The following is a 17,941-nucleotide window of genomic DNA, read 5'->3' on the forward strand; positions in this document are numbered from 1 at the left end:
GTATGTTCGATACGCGGCTGCATGAGTATTGGGAGCCTCCGCGCTGTGAGCGCTCGAGCGCCCTGGTGGATCGGATGTGTGCGTCCTGGCGGTTAGAGGCGCAAGTGGTCGCGGACCGGTTAGATGCGGTCGGGGAGTTGTTCGAGTTGCGCCGCGCCCAACGCGGTGAAGAGCTTGATTGGGCGGTGGACACCTGGGCGGCGGTGGCGGCCGAGGTGGCCGCGGCGTTTCGGGTCAGTCTGGCGATGGCGGGCAGCTTCCTGCGGTATGCGTTGGCGATGCGTCAGCGGCTGCCGCGGGTGGCGGCGGTGTTTCGCGCCGGCGACATCAGTTACCGGTTGTTTCAGACGATCGTGTACCGCACGGATTTGATCACCGACACCGCGGTATTGGCCGCGGTGGATGCCGAGCTGGCGGTGCGCGCGGCGCGGTGGCCCTCGATGACCCGGGGCCGGTTGGCCGGCGAGATCGACAAGATCGTGGCGAAGGCGGACGTCGACGCGGTGCGCCGTCGCGAGCAGTGCCGGGCCGAGCGCGGGGTCTCGATCGAGGATCTCGAGGGCGGCATGTCCGAAATCCACGGCAGCCTGTTCAGCCCGGATGCGCACGCCCTGGACCAGCGGTTGGACGCCTTGGCGGCCACGGTGTGTGAGCATGACCCGCGTGGCCGCGACCAGCTGCGCGCCGACGCGTTGGGGGCGCTGGCCGCCTCTGCGGATCGGATGGGTTGCCGCTGTGGGCGCAGTGACTGTGCGGCCAGAACGCGGCCGCCGGCAACGCCGGTCGTCATCCACGTGATCGCCGAGCAGGCCAGCGTCCGGGGCCAAGGGTCGGCTCCGGCGTCGGAGGTGGGCGCCGACGGGCTGATCACTGCCGAGCTGGTGGCCGAGCTGGCCGGCTCGGCCACGCTGGTGCCGCTGAGCGCCCCAGCCGAGGCCGAAGCGCGCTACACCCCGTCGGCCAAGCTGGCCGATTTTGTGCGGTGTCGGGATCTGACCTGTCGGGCCCCGGGTTGTGACCGCCCAGCGGTCGACTGCGATATCGACCACACGATGCCCTACTCGCAGGGCGGTGCGACGCATCCGTCGAACCTGAAATGCCTGTGCCGCCAACATCATTTGCTCAAGACGTTCTGGGGTTGGCGTGATGAGCAGTTGCCCGACGGCACCCTGATCTGGCGGCTGCCCGGCGGGCACACCTATGTCACCACTCCCGGCAGCGCGCTGCTGTTCCCCAGCCTGTGCGCGCCCACCGGTGACCTCCCGGCCGCCACGGCCGTCGAGCGCTGTGCCGAGCGGACCGCGATGATGCCGCGACGCACAAGGACCCGCGCCCAAGACCGGGCCCAGCGCATCGCCACCGAACGCCACCACAACCGCCGAGCCCGCTTAGCGACCCAGCCCGCCCGACCCGGCCCCGCACCACCAGACGACGAACCCCCACCCTTCTAAGGCGTCCGGGGCGTCAAGGCCTGCGCGGCCCCATCATTCGTCCGCAGCCCATCCCGCCCGGACCCATCATCTGTTGCATCATGGCGGGCATTCCGTCCTGCACGAACCCGGTGACCTCTCGCGCGTGCGCGCGGATGACGTCGGTGAGGGCCGGATCGTCGGCGGTCTCCTCGGCGATTACACCCTTGGGGGTGAACGTGAGTTGGCGGCGGTAGCCGCCGGCATGCCGGAAAAGCGTCGGCAGGCTTTGGCTCATGCAGCTGACTTCGGTGCCCTGATCGAGGTGCGCGCACATGCTCGATACACGCGCTTGCAGTTGGGCGGTCTGGTCGGGAGACGTCGATTCGGTGGTGGTGCGCACGCCGCCGGGAATGTTCTCGACAACTCGGCCGATTTCGCTGTGCCGCATGAACATTTCCATGTAGCGGCTCATGTCCAGGTGATCGGCGCCCATGAAGCCGCCGGCGTCCGTAGGCGGACGGCGGTCCACTGCAAGCCACTGCGACGCGCATATCCCAGGCCCAGGATGCCGCCGGCGCCCAGCACGCCGAGCGTGGCGAGCGCCGCGCGCCGCGTCAATCCAGCCATCGCCGCATACCTCCGGGACACTTCCCCGCAACCAAGGCAAGCTGACCAGACACCCGACGGGACTTCTAGGGCCAATGGTCCCTACCCCCCGTGGGTATGAGTCTGACATCGTTCGAAGGATGACGGAAACTCCTGAATCCAGCGTCGGACCGACCACCGCGACCGGCCACTCCGGGGACGGGCCTCGATTCGGCGCGCACAGTCCACTGAGTCAGGTGGTCGCGTGGGTGGTCATCGTCGCCGGCGTCGTGTTCGTCGCCGCGGTGATCTTCTTCACCGGCGTATTCCTGGGCTGGTCCAGCGGCCACCACGGCTGGCACCACGGCTACGGCCCCATCATCGGGCGTGTCGGTACCTGCCCGATGATGGGGCCCGGCGGAATGATGGGGCCCGGCGGAATGGGCCCGGGTGGTCCGACGGGACCGCAGCAGACGCCGACACCCCCCACGCCCCGCCCCTAGCCGTTTTACGGCGCCGCGGAGTTCGCTATTTGCTATGTGAATACCCGCGCGTCGTTTTTCGTTCCGTAACGGGTAAGCCGCGCGGCCGCGTCGCCGTGACCGGCATGCGACCGCGAATTTCATTCCGCTGTCGTAGTTAGCCAACGGCTCTAGAATGAGACCCTTTGGTGCTGCTTTGCAGCGGGTCGGGATGAGGTTGGTATGGACAGCCGTGCGCGAAATCGACGTCGACTCGGCGGTGGCCGTCCGCGCAGGGCGGCCGCCTTGCTGAGGGTGGTGCTGAGCTGCGCGGCGGCGGCAATCGTGGTGGCGGGCTGCACATCCTTCGTCGACGGGCGGGCGCTGTCGATGCTCAACGATCCGTTCCGGGTGGGCGGACTGCCCGCGACCAACGGCCCCAGCGGGATCCGATCGAACGCACCCGGTCCGACCGGCACGGTGGTCAACACCGACAACGGCGCCATCGACAAGTTGTCGTTGCTGTCGGTCAACGACATCGAGGAATATTGGAAATCGGTGTACGGCCAATCGCTGAAAGGGAGTTTCGTCCCGGTCGGCAAGATGGTGTCGTATAACTCCGACGATCCGTCCAGCCCCATCGTTTGCCACAATGACACGTATAAACTCGTCAACGCCTTCTACACGTCGCGCTGCAACCTGATCGCCTGGGACCGCGGGGTGTTCCTGCCCGTCGCGCAACGGTATTTCGGCGACATGTCCGTCAACGGTGTGCTGGCACACGAATTCGGCCACGCCTTGCAGAACATGGCGAAGCTGGTGACCAAGCGAGACCCCACGATCGTGCACGAGCAGCAGGCCGACTGCTTCGCGGGCGTCTACCTCTTCTGGGTCGCCGACGGCAAGTCGCCGCGGTTCACGCTGAGCACCGCGGACGGGCTCGACCACGTGCTGGCGGGGATCATCACCACCCGGGACCCCGTGATCGACAGCGAGACCGAGAACGACGACGAACACGGCTCGGCCCTGGACCGGATCAGCGCCTTCCAAATGGGTTTCATCGACGGCGCCTCGGCCTGCGCGGGGATCGACAAGAACGAAATCGAGCAGCGCCGCGGCGACCTGCCCAACGCCCTGCGCGTCGACAGCAGCACCGGAAACCCGGAGACCGGTGAGGTCCCGATCGACCAAGACACCTTGGCGACCTTGATGGAACTCCTGGGCAAGATCTTCTCCCCGAAGAATCCGCCGGCATTGTCCTACCAGTCCGCCAAATGCCCTGATGCTAAGCCCAGCCCGCCGGCGTCGTACTGCCCGGCCACCAACACGATCGTGATCGACCTGCCCAAGCTCGCGGTGATGGGCAAGGTCGCCGACGAGAACGAACAGACCCTGCCGCAGGGCGACGACACCGCCCTGTCGGCCGTGATGTCGCGGTACGCGCTCGCCGTGCAACACGAACGCGGGCTGGCCATGCAGAGCCCGTGGACCGCGCTGCGCACGGCGTGCCTGACCGGCGTGGTGCATCGCAAGATGGCCGAACCCATCGAGCTGTCGTCGCAGAAGCAGCTGTTGCTGACCGCCGGTGATCTCGACGAGGCGGTGGCCGGGCTGCTGACCAACCACCTTGTCGCCAGTGACGCGGACGGCACCAGCGTGCCGGCCGGTTTCACCCGGATAGCGGCGTTCCGCGGCGGCGTGGCCGGCAACATGGACGCGTGCTACTCCCGCTACCCGGGATGACCGAAAAGCGGCCGCGTCAAGCTGTCTGATCGCGCCCGAGCAGTTGCAGGGCGGCCTCGACCGCCAGCGCCGCCACGTTCAGCGTCTTGGACCGCAGATCGTGTCGCGCCCCGGCGATCTCGACGACGGCCGTCATGCCGGTGACCAGCGCGGCGGCGGCGCGCAGTTCGTCGGGCGTGCCGAAGGGGTCCGACGTCCCATGCGTGAACACCGTCGGCACCCTGATGTCGGGCAGGTGCTCGGTGCGGGCCCGCTCCGGCTTGCCCGGCGGATGCACCGGATACGAGAACAGCGTCAGCAGGTCGACGGGCGCCTCGCGGGCGGCCACCACCATGGACGTCAGCCGGCCGCCGTAGGAATGCCCGCCGGCGATCAGCGGGCCGTCGGCGAGGCCGCGGCACAACGTGATCGCCTCGACGATTCCGGCGCGGTCGGCGGCGGCCGAGCCGGACGGTGGCCCGGTGGGCCGGCGCCGCCGGTAGGGCAGGTTGTACCGGACCGCGAGCCAGCCGCGCCGCGCCCATTCGTCGCAAACCTGTTGCAGCAGCGGCGAATCCCGGTTGCCGCCGGCGCCGTGGGTGAGGACGACGACGCCAAGCGCCGCGCCCTCGGGCTCATGTGCGATGCCGGCGATCTGGTCGAGGTTCATGATCCAAGCCGGAACAGCGGTGAGACGGGGCCGTGCCCATGGCCCAGCGGATAGGAGGCGCGCAAGCATTCGGTGACCCACCGCTTTCCGAACCCGACCGCATCGGGCACGGTGTAACCGTGCGCCAGCGCGCAGGCGATCGCCGTCGCCAGCGTGTCGCCGCCGCCGTGGTCATTGCCGCCCGGCAACCGCTCCGAATCGAATTCGTAGTAGGAGCCACCGTCGTAGAGCAGGTCGCAGCTGCGCTCGGATGACCGCAGGTGCCCGCCCTTGACCAGCGCCCACCGCGGCCCCAGCGCGTGCAGCGCCTTGGCCGCCGCCCGCTGCGACTCCGCGTCCACGACGTCGATGCCCACCAGCAGCCGCACCTCGTCGAGGTTCGGCGTCACCAGCGTGGCCAACGGAAACAGCTGGCCGCGAAGGGAATCCAGGGCGGATGCCTCCAGTAATGCATCGCCGTGCATGGACGCGCACACCGGATCGACCACGAGCGGAACCGTCAGCCCGAGCCGGCGCCAGGTGGCGGCCACCGCGGTGATGATTCTCGACGACGCCAGCATCCCGGTCTTCGCGGCCTGGACCCCGATGTCGGTGACCACCGCCTCGATCTGGGCGGCGACGACGTCGTCGGGCACCTCGTGAAAGCCGTTGACCCCCAACGTGTTCTGCACGGTGACCGCGGAGACCGCGACGCACGCGTGCACACCGAGCAGGGCCATGGTGCGCAGGTCGGCCTGGATGCCGGCGCCGCCCCCGGAGTCGGACCCCGCGATGGACAGCACCCGCAGCGGCGTGGCGCCCGGCGGTGGGACCGGCAGGTAGTTCACTGGGTGATCGGCAGATACACCCGGTTGCCGTGCTCGGCGAACTCGCGTGACTTGTCCGCCATCGCGGCCTCGATGGCCTCCTCGCTGTCCAGCCCGTGCTCGGCGGCGTAGGCCCGGACGTCGGCGGTGATCCGCATGGAGCAGAACTTGGGCCCGCACATCGAGCAGAAGTGCGCCGTCTTGGCCGGTTCGGCCGGCAGCGTCTCGTCGTGGAATTCCCTTGCGGTGTCGGGGTCCAACGACAACGCGAACTGGTCGTTCCAGCGGAACTCGAACCGCGCCGTGCTCAACGCGTCGTCGCGCTCCTGGGCGCGCGGATGCCCCTTGGCCAGGTCGGCCGAGTGGGCGGCGATCTTGTAGGCGATCACCCCGTCCTTGACGTCCTTGCGGTCGGGCAGCCCGAGGTGTTCCTTGGGGGTCACGTAGCACAGCATCGCGGTGCCGGCCTGGGCGATGATGGCCGCGCCGATCGCCGAGGTGATGTGGTCGTAGGCCGGCGCGATGTCGGTGGCCAGCGGGCCCAGCGTGTAGAACGGAGCCTGTTCGCACAGCTCCTCTTCCAGCCGCACGTTCTCGACGATCTTGTGCATGGGGACGTGTCCCGGGCCCTCGATCATCACCTGTGCGCCATGGGCTTTCGCGATCTTGGTCAGCTCGCCCAGGGTGCGCAGCTCGGCGAACTGCGCGGCGTCGTTGGCGTCGGCGATCGACCCGGGCCGCAGCCCGTCACCGAGCGAGAAGGTGACGTCGTAGCGCGCGAAGATATCGGCCAGTTCCTCGAAATGCTCGTAGAGGAACGACTCCCGGTGATGGGCCAGGCACCAGGCCGCCATGATCGACCCGCCGCGGCTGACGATGCCGGTCACCCGCTTGGCGGTCAGCGGCACGTACCGCAGCAGCACGCCGGCGTGCACGGTCATGTAGTCCACGCCCTGCTCGCACTGCTCGATCACGGTGTCGCGGTAGATCTCCCACGTCAGTTCCGTCGGGTCGCCCTTGACCTTTTCCAGCGCCTGATAGATGGGCACGGTGCCGACCGGAACGGGCGAATTGCGCAGGATCCACTCGCGGGTTTCGTGGATGTTCTTGCCGGTCGACAGGTCCATGATGGTGTCGGCGCCCCAGCGGGTCGCCCACACCATCTTGTCGACCTCTTCGGCGATCGACGACGTCACCGCGGAGTTGCCGATGTTGGCGTTGACCTTGACCGCGAACGCCTTGCCGATGATCATCGGCTCGCTCTCGGGGTGGTTGTGGTTGGCCGGGATCACCGCGCGCCCCCGGGCGACCTCGTCGCGCACCAGCTCGGCGGGCATGCCCTCGCGGGCGGCGATGAACGCCATCTCGGCGGTGATCTCGCCGGCGCGGGCGCGCTGCAGCTGGGTGCCGCGGTCGCGGACCACCCCCGGGCGCGGCGGCAGGCCGGCCGTCAGGTCGATCACCGCATCCGTATCGGTGTACGGGCCGGAGGTGTCGTAGAGGTCGAAGTGGTCCCCGGTGGACAGGTGCACCCGCCGGAACGGGACTCGGGCGCCCCCGTCCAGCTCCCGGTAGACCTTGCTGCTGCCCGCGATCGGTCCGGTGGTGACGGACGCCTCGACGGCCTTGGAAAGGACATCGGTCATTTTCATCTCCCTACGCCGGCATTACCCGGTCAGGTTCGTACGGTCGACGGCCCCGAGCCGTCCTCTCAGCGCATTTCGACGTGCGCTCCCGCGTTCTTGGATGGTCCGCATGCGACGTTACCCCCACCCCAGGCCACTCGGCATGCGGGCGGCCTTTCTGCCGGAGCGGTAGCCGGGTGCATCCGGTGAATGGAAAGATACAAACGTGCAGCAGCAAGGGGAGACGGACGCGGCGACACCCGCCGCGGCCGCCCGGCATTTGAACATCGGCACCTTCCGCTTCTGGTTCATCGGTGAGCGCTGGGAGTGGTCCGACGAGGTGGCCAGGATGCACGGCTACGAACCGGGCACCGTGGAACCGACGACGAAGCTGTTGTTGTCGCATAAACACCCCGACGACCGCAAACACGTCCAGGAGGTGCTCGACTACGCCCTGCAGTCGGCGGAGTCGTTCTCCAGCCGGCACCGGTTCCTCGACACCGCCGGCAAGGTGCACGACGCGATCGTCGTGGCCGACCGCATGTACGACGAGTCGGACGCCGTGGTGGGCACCGCCGGCTATTACATCGACCTCACCGACACCTTCGACGAGACCCGGCGGGAGGTGCTCGACGAGGCCCTGCCCGACCTGTTCGAGAACCGGGCGGCGATCGAACAGGCGAAGGGCGTGCTGATGTTCGTCTACCGGGTCAGCGCCGAGCAGGCCTTCCGCGTGCTGCAGTGGCGGTCGCAAGAGACCAACGTGAAGCTGCGGTCGCTGGCCCGGCAGCTGCTCGCCGAGGTGGCAACCCTGGAGGGCTCGACGGCGGCCCTGCAGAGTCAGTTCGACCACCTGCTGCTGACGGTGCACGAACGGATATCCGCCGACCCCGCCGGGTAACCGGCGTTACCCGAACGCGGCAGCCCGCAAACAGTTAGTGTTCCCAGACAGCGAGGCGCGGGCCGAGCAGCGAAAGGCACTGAAGTTGTTGGCGGTGGAACACGAAGCTCTCCAGGACGCTGTAGTCGTGCGCGTTGAGGGCAGCGTCGATTCCAGTACCGTCGATGAGGTAGCCGCTCATCTGACCGCCGCGCTCAAGCTGGCCGAGACCCATCCGGCCCGGCTGGTCGTCGTCGACCTGCAAGCGGTCGACTTCTTCGGCAGCGCGGCGTTGAACGCCGTGCTCGAGTGTCACGACGAAGGGAAGGAAGCCGGTACGGCGGTCCGCCTGGTCGCGGCCCACGACCACGTCCTTCGCCCGATTCAGGTGACCGAGCTGGATCGCATCCTCGACATCTATCCGACGCTTTCCGACGCTCTGCAACGCAAGCGACAGCAATGAATCCGCCGCTGCCGGCCGATTTGGCGGCTGCGGTCGGGTTGGGCGGGGAGATGGGCCGCCGGTTCGCCGAATTCGATTGGGACGCCCATCCACTGGGACCGCCGTGGGGCTGGTCGTCCGAGGTGCGTGCCGCGGTGGCGGTCGCTCTGACGTCGCGGTTCCCCATCGTGCTCTGGCTGGGGCCCGGGGATCTGTTCTTGATGTACAACGACGCCTACGCGCAGATGCTGGGGGACAAACATCCGGCGGCGCTGGGTTGCCCCGCGCGGCAGGTGTGGTGGGAAATCTGGCAGCAGATTTCCCCGATGCTCACCAGCGTGCTGGACACCGGCGTCGCGACCTGGTCCGACGACCTGATGTTGCCGCTCATAACGGGCGGCCAAGCCCAGGAGCGGTACTTCACTTTCACCTACAGCCCCATCATCGGCCGCGACGGCGCGGTCAGCGCGATTTTCTGCGCGGTGATCGAGACGACCGAGCGCGTGTTGAGTGAGCGCCGGCTGCACTTGCTCAACACGGTCGCGGCCGCCGTGATGGATGCGCACACCATCGACGACGTGGTGAGCGGCGCCGTCGCGGTGTGCGACGCGCAACCCCTGGATCTGCCGTTCATTGCCATGTACCTGGCGGACGGCACAGAAGGGGCGCGCGGCAGCACGCTGCGCGGGGCGACGCCCGCCATCCGCCCGCTGCTGCCCGATTCGCTGTCCGGGCTCGCCGGATGGGACACGACGCCACGTACGCGCTCCGCGCACGTCATCGACCGGCTCGAGGACGTGATCCCCGGCAGCACAGAACTTTTCGGCGAGAACTGCCCCCGGCAGGCCCTGGTGCTACCGCTGGTGGACACCTCGAACGCCGGGGCGGTGGTGATCGGGGTCAGCCCGCGGCGACCCATCGATGCGATGTACCGCGGTTTCTGCCAACTACTGGCCGACCAGTTGTCCGCGGCGTTCGCCTCCGCCGTTTCCTACGAACAGCAACGGGACCGGGCCGACGCGCTGGCCGAGTTGGACCGCGCGAAGACGGCGTTTCTGACCAACGTCAGCCACGAGTTCCGCACCCCGCTCACGCTGCTGCTCGGGCCGCTCGACGATGCGCTGAGCGAAGCGGCGCCGGAAAGCGTGCTGGCCGAGCGGCTGAGCACCGCGGCCCGCAACGCACGGCGCCTGCAGCGCCTGGTCGACTCGCTGCTCGACTTCTCCCGCATCGAGGCCGGCCGCGCGAAGGCGAAGTTGGCGTGTACCGATGTCGGCGCGCTGACCGCCCACATAGCGTCGTCTTTCACCGAGCTCTGCCATCGGGCGGGGCTCGACCTCGTCGTGGACTGCTCCCCGGTGCTGGCCGATCTCGACCCGGGCATGTGGGAGACGATCATCCTGAACCTGCTGTCGAACGCGGTCAAATACACTCAGCGCGGCTCGATTTCGGTCGAGGTGCGCGCCGAACCCGGGTACTGCGTCGTCGCCGTGCGCGACACCGGAGTGGGGATCGCCGCCGCGGATCTGGACCGCCTGTTCGACCGCTTCTACCGGGCCGACAACGTTCGCGGCCGCAGCGTGGAGGGCACCGGGATCGGCCTTTCGCTGGTGCGCGGGCTGGTCGAGCTGCACAGCGGGACCGTCGAGATCGACAGCGAATTGGACCGCGGAACCACCGTGACCATCCGGCTGCCGCAATCTGTCGACGCGACGGCCGAACGGCCTTCCGCCGGCCTGGTGGACGAGACCAACCCGTACGTGGCGGAGGCGCGTCAATGGCTGACGCCCCTTTCCGAACAGGATGAAACGACGGCCGCATCGGAGCGGCCGCGCCCCTTGGTGTTGATCGCCGACGACAACGCCGACATGCGACACCATCTCGACCGGGTGCTGTCGGCCCATTGGGAGACGGCCCTCTTCGCGGACGGCGAGTCGGCGCTGGCGGCGACCCGGAACCTGCGCCCGGACGCGATCGTGACCGATGTGATGATGCCGGGCGTCGACGGCTTCGGGCTGGTGTCGGCCATCCGCGCGGACCCGGAATTGGCGGCCATGCCGGTCCTCATGCTGTCCGCCCGGGCCGGCGCGGAGGCGGTCGACGAGGGCTACGCCGGCGGGGCCGACGACTACCTGCCCAAGCCGTTCCGATCCCAGGAGCTGGTCGACCGGGTGAGGTCGCGGCTGGCGGCCGTCGCCCGCGAGCGCGATCGCCAGCTTCGCGCCGCGGCCTCGGATCTGGTGCAACTCGACTCCGCGCTGCAGGCCACCGACTCGGTCGCCGGGATCCTGGACGCCTTGCTGGAATCCTCGTTCGGCTCGGCCGACGCCGCCACCGTGTCGATCGGCGTCCTCGACGGCGAACGCCACATCAGATTCGAATACGTCGGCCACCTGCCCGGCGAATTGCGCGACCGCTACCACGTGACCAAGCTCGACTCTCCGGTGGTGGGGGCCGACGTCGTGCGCACCGGCGAATCCATGATCATCACGGACACGTTCGACCTGCCCCCGCGCTATCAGCACGCGGTGCAGGACACCGCCGCCAGCGTCCGCGCCTGCGTCGCCCATCCGTTGCGGGAACACTCGGGTCGCGTCGTCGGAGTGCTGGCCTTGCTGTGGCCCGCGCCTCGCCAGTTCGACGCCGCCGAACTCGAGGTGTTCAGCCGCATGGCCGATCTGACGTCCTCGGCGCTGGACCGGGTCCGGGTCATGGAGCGCGAACACCGCATCGCCGTGGACTTCCAGGAGCAGCTGCTGGACCTGGACCGGGGCTCGACGGCCGCGGTCGTGGCGGCCGTGTACCAGCCCGCGGGCGAGGCCATGCGCGTCGGCGGCGACTGGTATTCGGTCACCCCGCTGGACCGCGCCGGCCGGGTCGGGATATCGGTGGGCGACGTCGTCGGGCACGGGTTGGCCGCCGCGATCGTGATGAGCAGGCTGCGCGCCGCAGTGGCCGCCTCGGCCCTGACCGCGGGCGAACCGGCCGCGGTGCTGGGGGCGCTGGACCGGTATGGGGCCAGTGTCGCCGGCGCGCGCTGCGCGACGGTGGCCTACGCCCTGGTCGAGACCGAACCGGATACCGGTTGCGCCACCGTCAGCTACAGCTGCGCGGGCCACCCGTATCCGTTGCTGGTGTTTCCCGACCACCGCGCGGTGTTCCTGACGTCCGGCCGGCGGCTGCCGGTGGCCATCAAGGAACACGATGCAGAGCACTATCCGTCCGACGCCACGGCGACGGCGAATCTGCCACCGGGAAGCCTGATCCTGCTCTACACCGACGGGCTCATCGAGCGCGCCGGTGAGACGCTCGACGACGGCCTCGCCCGCCTCAAGGCCGCGGCCGCGGAATGCGCCGACCTTCCGGTGGAGTCCGTCTGCGCCGAGGTGCTGTCCCGGATGGCCCCGCCCACCGGCTACCGCGACGACGTCGTCGTGCTCGCGCTGCGGCCGAGCCACGAAACCCCGCGCAGCTTCGCCGCGGTGGTGACGGCCTCGCCCGGTCAGATTCCCGTCGCGCGCGAGCGGTTACGCGAATGGCTGGCCGGCATTGGCGTCGCCCCGAAGCGCCAAATGGACATCCTGTTGGCGACCGGCGAAGCGGTGACCAACGCGATCGAGCACGGCAGCGACGGCGAGCCGCGCCGCACGGTCTCCGTGGAGGCCTTCCTGCGTCAGCGGGCGGTGGCCGTCACGGTCAGCGACACCGGCCGGTGGGCGGGCGATTCCTCGGCCAGCCTGCGCAGCCGGCGTCGCGGCCGCGGCCTGACCCTGATCGGTGGGCTGGCCGATCACGTCGACACGCTCCGCACTCCAGGGGGCACCCGGGTCACTTTGCGGTTCGACCATGCCGTCGGGACCGGTTAGGCCTCTTCCATCGCCTCGCCGAGCTCTTCGAGGATCTTGTTGTGGTGGTTGCTGGCCAGGATGTGCCCGGCCGCGATGACCACTGCCACCGGCCAATCGATGAGTTCGAATGCCGCCAGGGCGGCCAGGCCCCCGAAATAGGCCAACTGTTCGGGCCGGGGAATCTCCATCTGGCCCAGCACCGGAAGATTTACGTGGAACGTTTCGCCTTCGCGGATCTTTTGCACCGCCTCGCGCTGCGATGTCCCCCTGCGTGACTTCTTTTCCGCCATCATTTGCCTTTCAGTAACGAAGGGTTTGCCGACTCGCTGGGTGGTGCGGCAACCGTCGGACCTATGTCGACGATGACCGACGCCGGGGGCGATCCGCTAGTTTCATCGATTGCTCAGGTGCTGAAGGCGCCGTTACTAGAACTCTATGCGCTGCTTTGGCGGGCCGGGGTGGTCGACGTTCAGCCACCTCAGGGGGAGCCCCACCAGATCTGTCCGGACCCGTCAGCACACGATTCGCAACGCCTATCGCGACGGTCGCCGCGGCAGCGGATCCCAGCCCCTGCGCCCAGCCGACTGGACCCAGCGGTGTGCATCCCAGCAGTTGGCTGACCACCGGGATGCTGATCAACGTTCCCATCGCCGCGAGCGAGCCCGCCGCGGTGAACACCACCAGCGGGGCGTGTGAATCCAGCAGCGTCTGACCCAGCTCGGTGCCCACCAGGGCGACCAGCGCGACGGTGGATGCCCGTTGCGGGCGCCCGGTGACGCTTCCCATCGCCCACGCCGCCGTCGTCGCGGCGGCCGTGGTGACGCCGCGGATGGCGACGGCACGCCACAACGCCGGCTGATCCGGACCCCGGATGCCCGGGTCGACGGGGCCGCTGGGCTTGCTCACCGCCAGGGCCGCGGCCGGCAGCGCGTCGGTCATCATGTTCACCAAGAGCAGTTGCCGCGTGTTCAGCGGCGAGGTTCCGGTGATCGCGCTGCCGACGATGGCGAACAACACCTCGCCGGCGTTGCCGCCGAGCAGCACCGACACCGCGGACTGCACCCGTTGCCAGAGTTGGCGTCCCTCTTGGATGGCGTGCAGCAGGCCCTCGATGCGGGCGTCGACCAGCACCACGTCGGCCGCCATGTGTGCCGGATCGCTGCCGCCGGCGACGACGCCGATGCCGACCGTGGCGGCGCGGATGGCGGCGGCGTCGTTGGCCCCGTCGCCAACCATCGCGGTGCGCACGCCCGCGCTCTCGAGGGTCTGAACGACCTGCACCTTGTTCTCCGGTGTCATCCGGGCGAAGATCACCCGCTCGGTCACGACGCGTTCCTGATCCTTGCGCGACAAGGCATCCCACTCGGCGCCGCTGATCACCTGCTCGGCGGCCACGCTCAGCCCGAGCTCCTCGGCGATGGCCTGGGCGGTGATTGGATGGTCGCCGGTGATCAGCTTGACGCCCACCGAAAGCCGGTGCAGATCCGCGAGCAGGGCCGCCGCTTCGGCCCGCGGGGTGTCGGACAAGCCCAGGAACCCGGTCAGGGTCAGCCCGTCCCGGGCGAAATCGGCGATGTCGTCGGGATCCTGCCGGATCGCCCGCGCCTCGGCGGGGCTCAGCTGCCGCCGCGCCACCGCGATCACCCGCAGGCCGCGGCCGGCCATGTGCGCGACCGTCTCCTCGACGGCGGGGCTCACCCCACCGCAGGCGGCCAACACCACTTCGGGCGCGCCTTTGACGGCCAGCTCGCTGTCCGTCACCGACGCGGAGAAAGACCGGCCGGAGCGGAACGGCAGGTGCGCGGCGGGTGCGGTCGGGCTGCGGCCATTCGGGGACGGGACGGCGGCCGCGGCCTCGACGATGGCGACATCGGTGGCGTGTACATGCGGGTCGCCGTTGGACGGCGGCGCGGCGTGCGCGGCGCAGCGCAGCACCTCTTCGCGCGAAAAGTCGGGCGCCGCAACGACCTCGGCCACCCGCAGCCGATTCTGGCTGAGCGTTCCGGTCTTGTCGAAGCACACCACCTCGATGCGGCCGAGCGCCTCCACCGAACGCGGAACGCGGACCAGCGCACCGAACTTCGTCAGCCGCCGCGCAGACGCCGCTTGCGCCAGCGTCGCCACCAACGGCATCCCCTCGGGAACCGCCGCGACGGCGATGGCGATCCCGCTGGCGACCGCCTGGCGCAGGACCGACCCGCGCAGCAGGCCCAGCGCGCCGACCAGCGCGCCTCCGGTCATGCTGACCGGGAAGGCCCGGTTGGTGAGCTGGCTCAGTTGGTGCTGCAGACCGATGTCCGACGAGAGGTCGCCGGAGACCAGCTCAGCGGCGCGGCGTTCCTGGGTGTCGGCGCCGACCGCGGTCACCACCGCCACCGCGGTGCCCGCCACCACCGTCGTCCCGGCGTACAGCATGCAGCGGCGTTCGGCGAGAGCGGCGCCGGGCGTCGGCTCCACCTGCTTTTCCACCGACAGCGATTCACCGGTCAGCGTCGACTCGTCGACCTCGAGGTCGACCTCCTCGATGATCCGGGCGTCGGCGGGCACCACCTCGTGGGTGCGCACCTCGACGACGTCGCCGGGCTGCAGCTGCGCGGCGATGACGTCGATGTACGCCCGCTCCCCGGGGCCGCCGGATACGACCTTGCGGGCAAATGGGATCTGTTGTGCGAGTAGGCGATGGAGCCGGTTCTCGGCGCGCAGCCGCTGGCTGGCCGCGAGCATGGAGTTCCCGGCCAGCACCGAGAAGACCAGGACGGCGTCGACCGGCGAGCCGAGCACCGCGCTGGCCGCCGAGCCCAGTGCGAGCACGGGGGTCAGCGGGTCGGTCAACTCGGCGCGGACGGCGGCCAGGAACTGCAGGAACGCCTGCGCGCGCGTCTGGGCCTGCGGGGCGCCGAGGGCGGCCAGCGCGAGTTGTTCCGTGTCGCCGGCCGCCTCCGAGTCGGGCGGCGACAACGCCCGGCGTACATGCTCGACCGCCATCGCGTGCCATTCCTGGACCGGAGCCGGCCGCGGTGCGTCCGCCTTGACGATGCCGCGCGCCAACAGGTATCCCGACAGCAGGCCGGCCGCCGCGCCGCTGGTCACCGGCCCACGCCCGATGCCGCGGACGCCGGGAATCATCAGCAGCGAGCCCATCGCCGTCGCGCCGGCCGAGATCCCGGCGCCGCGCCGGGCGGCGGCGCGGGCCGCCGGCAGCGCGTGCAGCACCCGCCAGGCGGCCGCCAGGTCGGGCAGCAGCAGGTCGGCGTACCAGGGAGGCGGGCCCGATCCGGGCTGCGGCATCATGCCCAGCGCCACATCGGCGGACCAAATCGCTTGCGCCCCGGGCGATGACAGCACGGCGACCGTGCGGCCGGCCTCCTGCAGGTCGGCCACGGCACGGGCCAGGGCGTCGTCGATGCAACCCCGCTCCAACGGCCTGATGTCGTCGAACGCGGGCCGCAGTTCGCCCAGCGAATCGTCCTCGACCGAAACCAATTCCGAGCCCGTCCGGTGCGCCTCGCCGACAACGGCCGGGGCCAAGGGGTCATGCGTGAAGCAGAAAAGCGCCTCGACCATCGCGTTCGGCTTGTTGGGCGATATTCCGGGCACCGGGTGCCAGCCCGGGCCTAGCCGGTTGTTTTCCAGCATCAGCTGTGCGCGCGACCACGCGGCGGGCAGCTCGGCGTCCAGGGCGCCGCGGATGAGCGACACCCGCAAGCTCTTGGTGCACAGCACCCGCGGGTCGATGACGATCGCGTCCACCCGGTCCAGGCGGCGCAGCGCCTCCGGACGCAACGAGAGGACCGCGTGCCGGTCGGCCAGCCCCTGGCCGAGCGCCGCGGCGAAGGCCTCCGGCGTGGTGCGGTTGGCCACCGGGGTGGTCACCAGCACCGCCAGGGCCGCCTGGTTGAGGTTGCGGGTGGTGGCGCCGACGAACCCGGCGCTGATGGCCTGGACGAGCGCGAACCGGCCGGCGTGGTGGTCGGCGGGCCGGCCGGGCGGCGGCTTGGACGCCGCCGACGGGTCGGTGTGCGGGTGGTCGGCGTGGCCGGCCAGCTGCGGCTCGTGCCGGACCCAGGCGCGCGCCTCCGCGCGGCATTCGGCGGCCTTCAGCGACTGCATCAGCAGGCCCACCGACAACGACGCGGGGGACAGGGTGACGGTTTCCGCGGCCGTCACGGCCAGCGTCAGCACGGTGTCGGTCGCGGGCCGGCCGATGCGGTCCTCGAGCAGGCGGCGCAGCCACGGCTGATAATCGACGGCCACCACGGCCGCCAGGACACCGATGGGCATGCGCGGCCAGCGCAACGCGCGGCCGGTCAGCGCTATGCCCAGCCCGGCCGCGCCGGCGGCCGCGGTGGCGGCGCGGGTCGCCAGCACCACGCCGTCGCCCGGCAGGCTGGTCGGTGGCGCCGCCAGTTTCACGACTTTTGCTGGCGCACAACAATTCTCGGCGGCATCGACGATACGGCACAGGTCGCGCAGCGACGTGTCCGCCTCGCCGATGGTGATCACCACGCGCGACAGCGGGTAGTTCAGGACGGCCGACGCCACCCCCGGATGGGCCAGCACCGCGTCGAGCACCGAGCGTCCGAGTTCGTCGTCCGAGGCGATGTCCAGGCCGCGCACCTCGATCCAGGCGCGCTCCCGGCCGCGCCAGCACCGTCGGCTCAATGCTGCCGGATTACCTTGGGGCAGCTCGCCCGAGATCGCCCGGGCGCCCTCGCGCAGCGGAATCGCGGCGATGGTGATGGTTGCCTCAACGAGCGAGGTCGTCGCCTGGACGCCGGTCGCGACGGCGCGCAACGGCGCAGAGCGTCGTATCGCGGTCGCAATGCTCAAAGCGGGTACGAACGGTCCCGCTAGTTGGTGCTACGCAACGCGGTGCCGCCGGCCCGGCGCCCGGCCGCTTTCTTGGCCGTCGACTTCGATGCCGCTTTCTGCGGCGCGGCCTTCTGCGGCGCCGGTTCGACGGGCACCGCCTTGAGGCTCGCCTTCGCCGGTTCCTGCTTGCGGCTCAGCCTCTGCAACAACAGCGCGCTGCCGCCGACGGCCAGCAGCACCGGCCATTCGACCAGTCCCGCGACGCCCAGCGCGCCGAAGGCCACCGCGGCGGCCGGCGCCGAGTGGCTGCCGCTGCTCATTCCCTTTTTTATGCCCTCCGCGGCTCCGGTGACGCCGCCGATGACCCCGTTGACCGCCGCGCCACCCACAGCGCCGGCGGCCGCGGTCGTCGTGTTCGCCACGCGGCTCACCGCCTGACCCACGCCCCGAACCGCTCCGCCGATGACACTCATGCTGACTCCCTGGCTTTCTTGCCCTCGCCGCGAACCCGCGTCACCAGCGAGCAGCGCCCGCTGAACGCATCGTTAACGGCTAACCAACACCGATTCTGCCCTAACAAAATCAAAGCCTGCCACTTCGCAAACACGCAGACAACGAGCAGCCGCACTTAATTTGCCCGAGCTTAACCTGGATATGCCGCGGCGCGAACGCGAAAAA

The 17,941-nt window shown here is 69.8% G+C and carries 12 protein-coding genes, 2 pseudogenes and 1 riboswitch; of the genes and pseudogenes, 7 read left to right on the forward strand and 7 right to left on the reverse strand.

Features of this window, described 5'->3' with window-relative positions; all coding sequences use genetic code 11:
* Positions 1-2: 2 nt before the first annotated feature.
* Positions 3-1,451, forward strand: a complete 1,449-nt coding sequence (locus tag KXD96_RS06250; protein WP_260743643.1) for an HNH endonuclease signature motif containing protein — start codon at positions 3-5, stop codon at positions 1,449-1,451.
* Positions 1,452-1,464: 13 nt separating this feature from the next.
* Here the strand turns inward: KXD96_RS06250 and KXD96_RS06255 are convergent.
* Positions 1,465-2,039, reverse strand: a pseudogene (locus KXD96_RS06255) (hypothetical protein).
* A 119-nt stretch (positions 2,040-2,158) separates the two neighbouring features.
* On the opposite strand from KXD96_RS06255, the gene KXD96_RS06265 reads away from it, so the two are divergent.
* Both KXD96_RS06265 and KXD96_RS06270 read left to right on the forward strand, forming a co-directional pair.
* Positions 2,159-2,500, forward strand: a complete 342-nt coding sequence (locus KXD96_RS06265) for a hypothetical protein (RefSeq protein WP_260743646.1) — start codon at positions 2,159-2,161, stop codon at positions 2,498-2,500.
* A gap of 201 nt (positions 2,501-2,701) precedes the next feature.
* Positions 2,702-4,201, forward strand: coding sequence for a peptidase (locus KXD96_RS06270; protein WP_260743647.1), 1,500 nt, complete (start codon positions 2,702-2,704; stop codon positions 4,199-4,201).
* 16 nt (positions 4,202-4,217) lie between these two features.
* Here KXD96_RS06270 and KXD96_RS06275 read toward each other — a convergent pair whose 3' ends face one another.
* The 3 genes from KXD96_RS06275 to thiC all read right to left on the reverse strand — a co-directional run bounded on the left by KXD96_RS06275 (position 4,218) and on the right by thiC (position 7,302).
* Positions 4,218-4,850 (reverse strand): alpha/beta family hydrolase, encoded by a 633-nt coding sequence (locus KXD96_RS06275; RefSeq protein ID WP_260743648.1) that lies wholly within the window; start codon positions 4,848-4,850, stop codon positions 4,218-4,220.
* Positions 4,847-5,677 (reverse strand): bifunctional hydroxymethylpyrimidine kinase/phosphomethylpyrimidine kinase, encoded by an 831-nt coding sequence (gene thiD / locus KXD96_RS06280; RefSeq protein ID WP_260743649.1) that lies wholly within the window; start codon positions 5,675-5,677, stop codon positions 4,847-4,849. Before thiD ends, KXD96_RS06275 begins: the two co-directional genes overlap by 4 nt.
* A complete protein-coding gene (thiC, locus tag KXD96_RS06285; protein WP_260743651.1) occupies positions 5,674-7,302 on the reverse strand; it encodes a phosphomethylpyrimidine synthase ThiC in 1,629 nt (542 codons plus the stop codon). Before thiC ends, thiD begins: the two co-directional genes overlap by 4 nt.
* Positions 7,293-7,404, reverse strand: a riboswitch (TPP riboswitch). (Overlaps the previous gene by 10 nt.)
* Before the next feature lie 103 nt (positions 7,405-7,507).
* Here thiC and KXD96_RS06290 point away from each other — a divergent pair.
* The 3 genes from KXD96_RS06290 to KXD96_RS06300 all read left to right on the forward strand — a co-directional run bounded on the left by KXD96_RS06290 (position 7,508) and on the right by KXD96_RS06300 (position 12,469).
* The gene (locus KXD96_RS06290) at positions 7,508-8,182 is read left to right on the forward strand and encodes a PAS and ANTAR domain-containing protein (RefSeq protein ID WP_260743652.1); all 675 of its coding nucleotides are present in this window, start codon (positions 7,508-7,510) and stop codon (positions 8,180-8,182) included.
* Between the two features lie 79 nt (positions 8,183-8,261).
* Positions 8,262-8,624, forward strand: coding sequence for an STAS domain-containing protein (locus tag KXD96_RS06295; RefSeq protein WP_260745244.1), 363 nt, complete (start codon positions 8,262-8,264; stop codon positions 8,622-8,624).
* A complete protein-coding gene (locus KXD96_RS06300; RefSeq protein WP_260743653.1) occupies positions 8,621-12,469 on the forward strand; it encodes a SpoIIE family protein phosphatase in 3,849 nt (1,282 codons plus the stop codon). The genes KXD96_RS06295 and KXD96_RS06300 overlap by 4 nt, the downstream gene beginning before the upstream one ends.
* Here KXD96_RS06300 and KXD96_RS06305 read toward each other — a convergent pair.
* Positions 12,466-12,741, reverse strand: coding sequence for a hypothetical protein (locus KXD96_RS06305; protein ID WP_260745245.1), 276 nt, complete (start codon positions 12,739-12,741; stop codon positions 12,466-12,468). The two genes, KXD96_RS06300 and KXD96_RS06305, sit on opposite strands and share 4 nt — an antisense overlap.
* A 72-nt stretch (positions 12,742-12,813) precedes the next feature.
* Between KXD96_RS06305 and KXD96_RS28730 the strand changes: the two genes are divergently transcribed.
* On the forward strand, positions 12,814-13,071 hold the full coding sequence (locus KXD96_RS28730) for an Rv1535 domain-containing protein (RefSeq protein ID WP_396878716.1): 258 nt from the start codon (positions 12,814-12,816) through the stop codon (positions 13,069-13,071).
* Here the strand turns inward: KXD96_RS28730 and KXD96_RS06315 are convergent.
* Positions 13,046-16,732: pseudogene (locus KXD96_RS06315) on the reverse strand (HAD-IC family P-type ATPase); the annotation flags it as partial. The gene KXD96_RS28730 and the pseudogene KXD96_RS06315 overlap by 26 nt on opposite strands.
* Positions 16,733-17,301: 569 nt before the next feature.
* Complete coding sequence (locus tag KXD96_RS06320; RefSeq protein ID WP_260743654.1) at positions 17,302-17,736, reverse strand: hypothetical protein; 435 nt, start codon at positions 17,734-17,736, stop codon at positions 17,302-17,304.
* Between the last annotated feature and the right edge of the window lie 205 nt (positions 17,737-17,941).

This window comes from Mycobacterium sp. SMC-2 (genome assembly GCF_025263485.1).
Classification (GTDB): Bacteria; Actinomycetota; Actinomycetes; order Mycobacteriales; family Mycobacteriaceae; genus Mycobacterium.

What these genes read in the sequence shown, in the direction of transcription:
- KXD96_RS06250 (WP_260743643.1), top strand. Translation starts at nt 3, where the DNA reads ATGTTCGATACGCGGCTGCATGAGTATTGGGAGCCTCCGCGCTGTGAG.
- KXD96_RS06265 (WP_260743646.1), top strand. Translation starts at nt 2,159, where the DNA reads ATGACGGAAACTCCTGAATCCAGCGTCGGACCGACCACCGCGACCGGC.
- KXD96_RS06270 (WP_260743647.1), top strand. Translation starts at nt 2,702, where the DNA reads ATGGACAGCCGTGCGCGAAATCGACGTCGACTCGGCGGTGGCCGTCCG.
- KXD96_RS06275 (WP_260743648.1), bottom strand. Translation starts at nt 4,850, where the DNA reads ATGAACCTCGACCAGATCGCCGGCATCGCACATGAGCCCGAGGGCGCG.
- thiC (WP_260743651.1), bottom strand. Translation starts at nt 7,302, where the DNA reads ATGACCGATGTCCTTTCCAAGGCCGTCGAGGCGTCCGTCACCACCGGA.
- KXD96_RS06300 (WP_260743653.1), top strand. Translation starts at nt 8,621, where the DNA reads ATGAATCCGCCGCTGCCGGCCGATTTGGCGGCTGCGGTCGGGTTGGGC.
- KXD96_RS06305 (WP_260745245.1), bottom strand. Translation starts at nt 12,741, where the DNA reads ATGGCGGAAAAGAAGTCACGCAGGGGGACATCGCAGCGCGAGGCGGTG.
- KXD96_RS28730 (WP_396878716.1), top strand. Translation starts at nt 12,814, where the DNA reads ATGACCGACGCCGGGGGCGATCCGCTAGTTTCATCGATTGCTCAGGTG.
- KXD96_RS06320 (WP_260743654.1), bottom strand. Translation starts at nt 17,736, where the DNA reads ATGAGTGTCATCGGCGGAGCGGTTCGGGGCGTGGGTCAGGCGGTGAGC.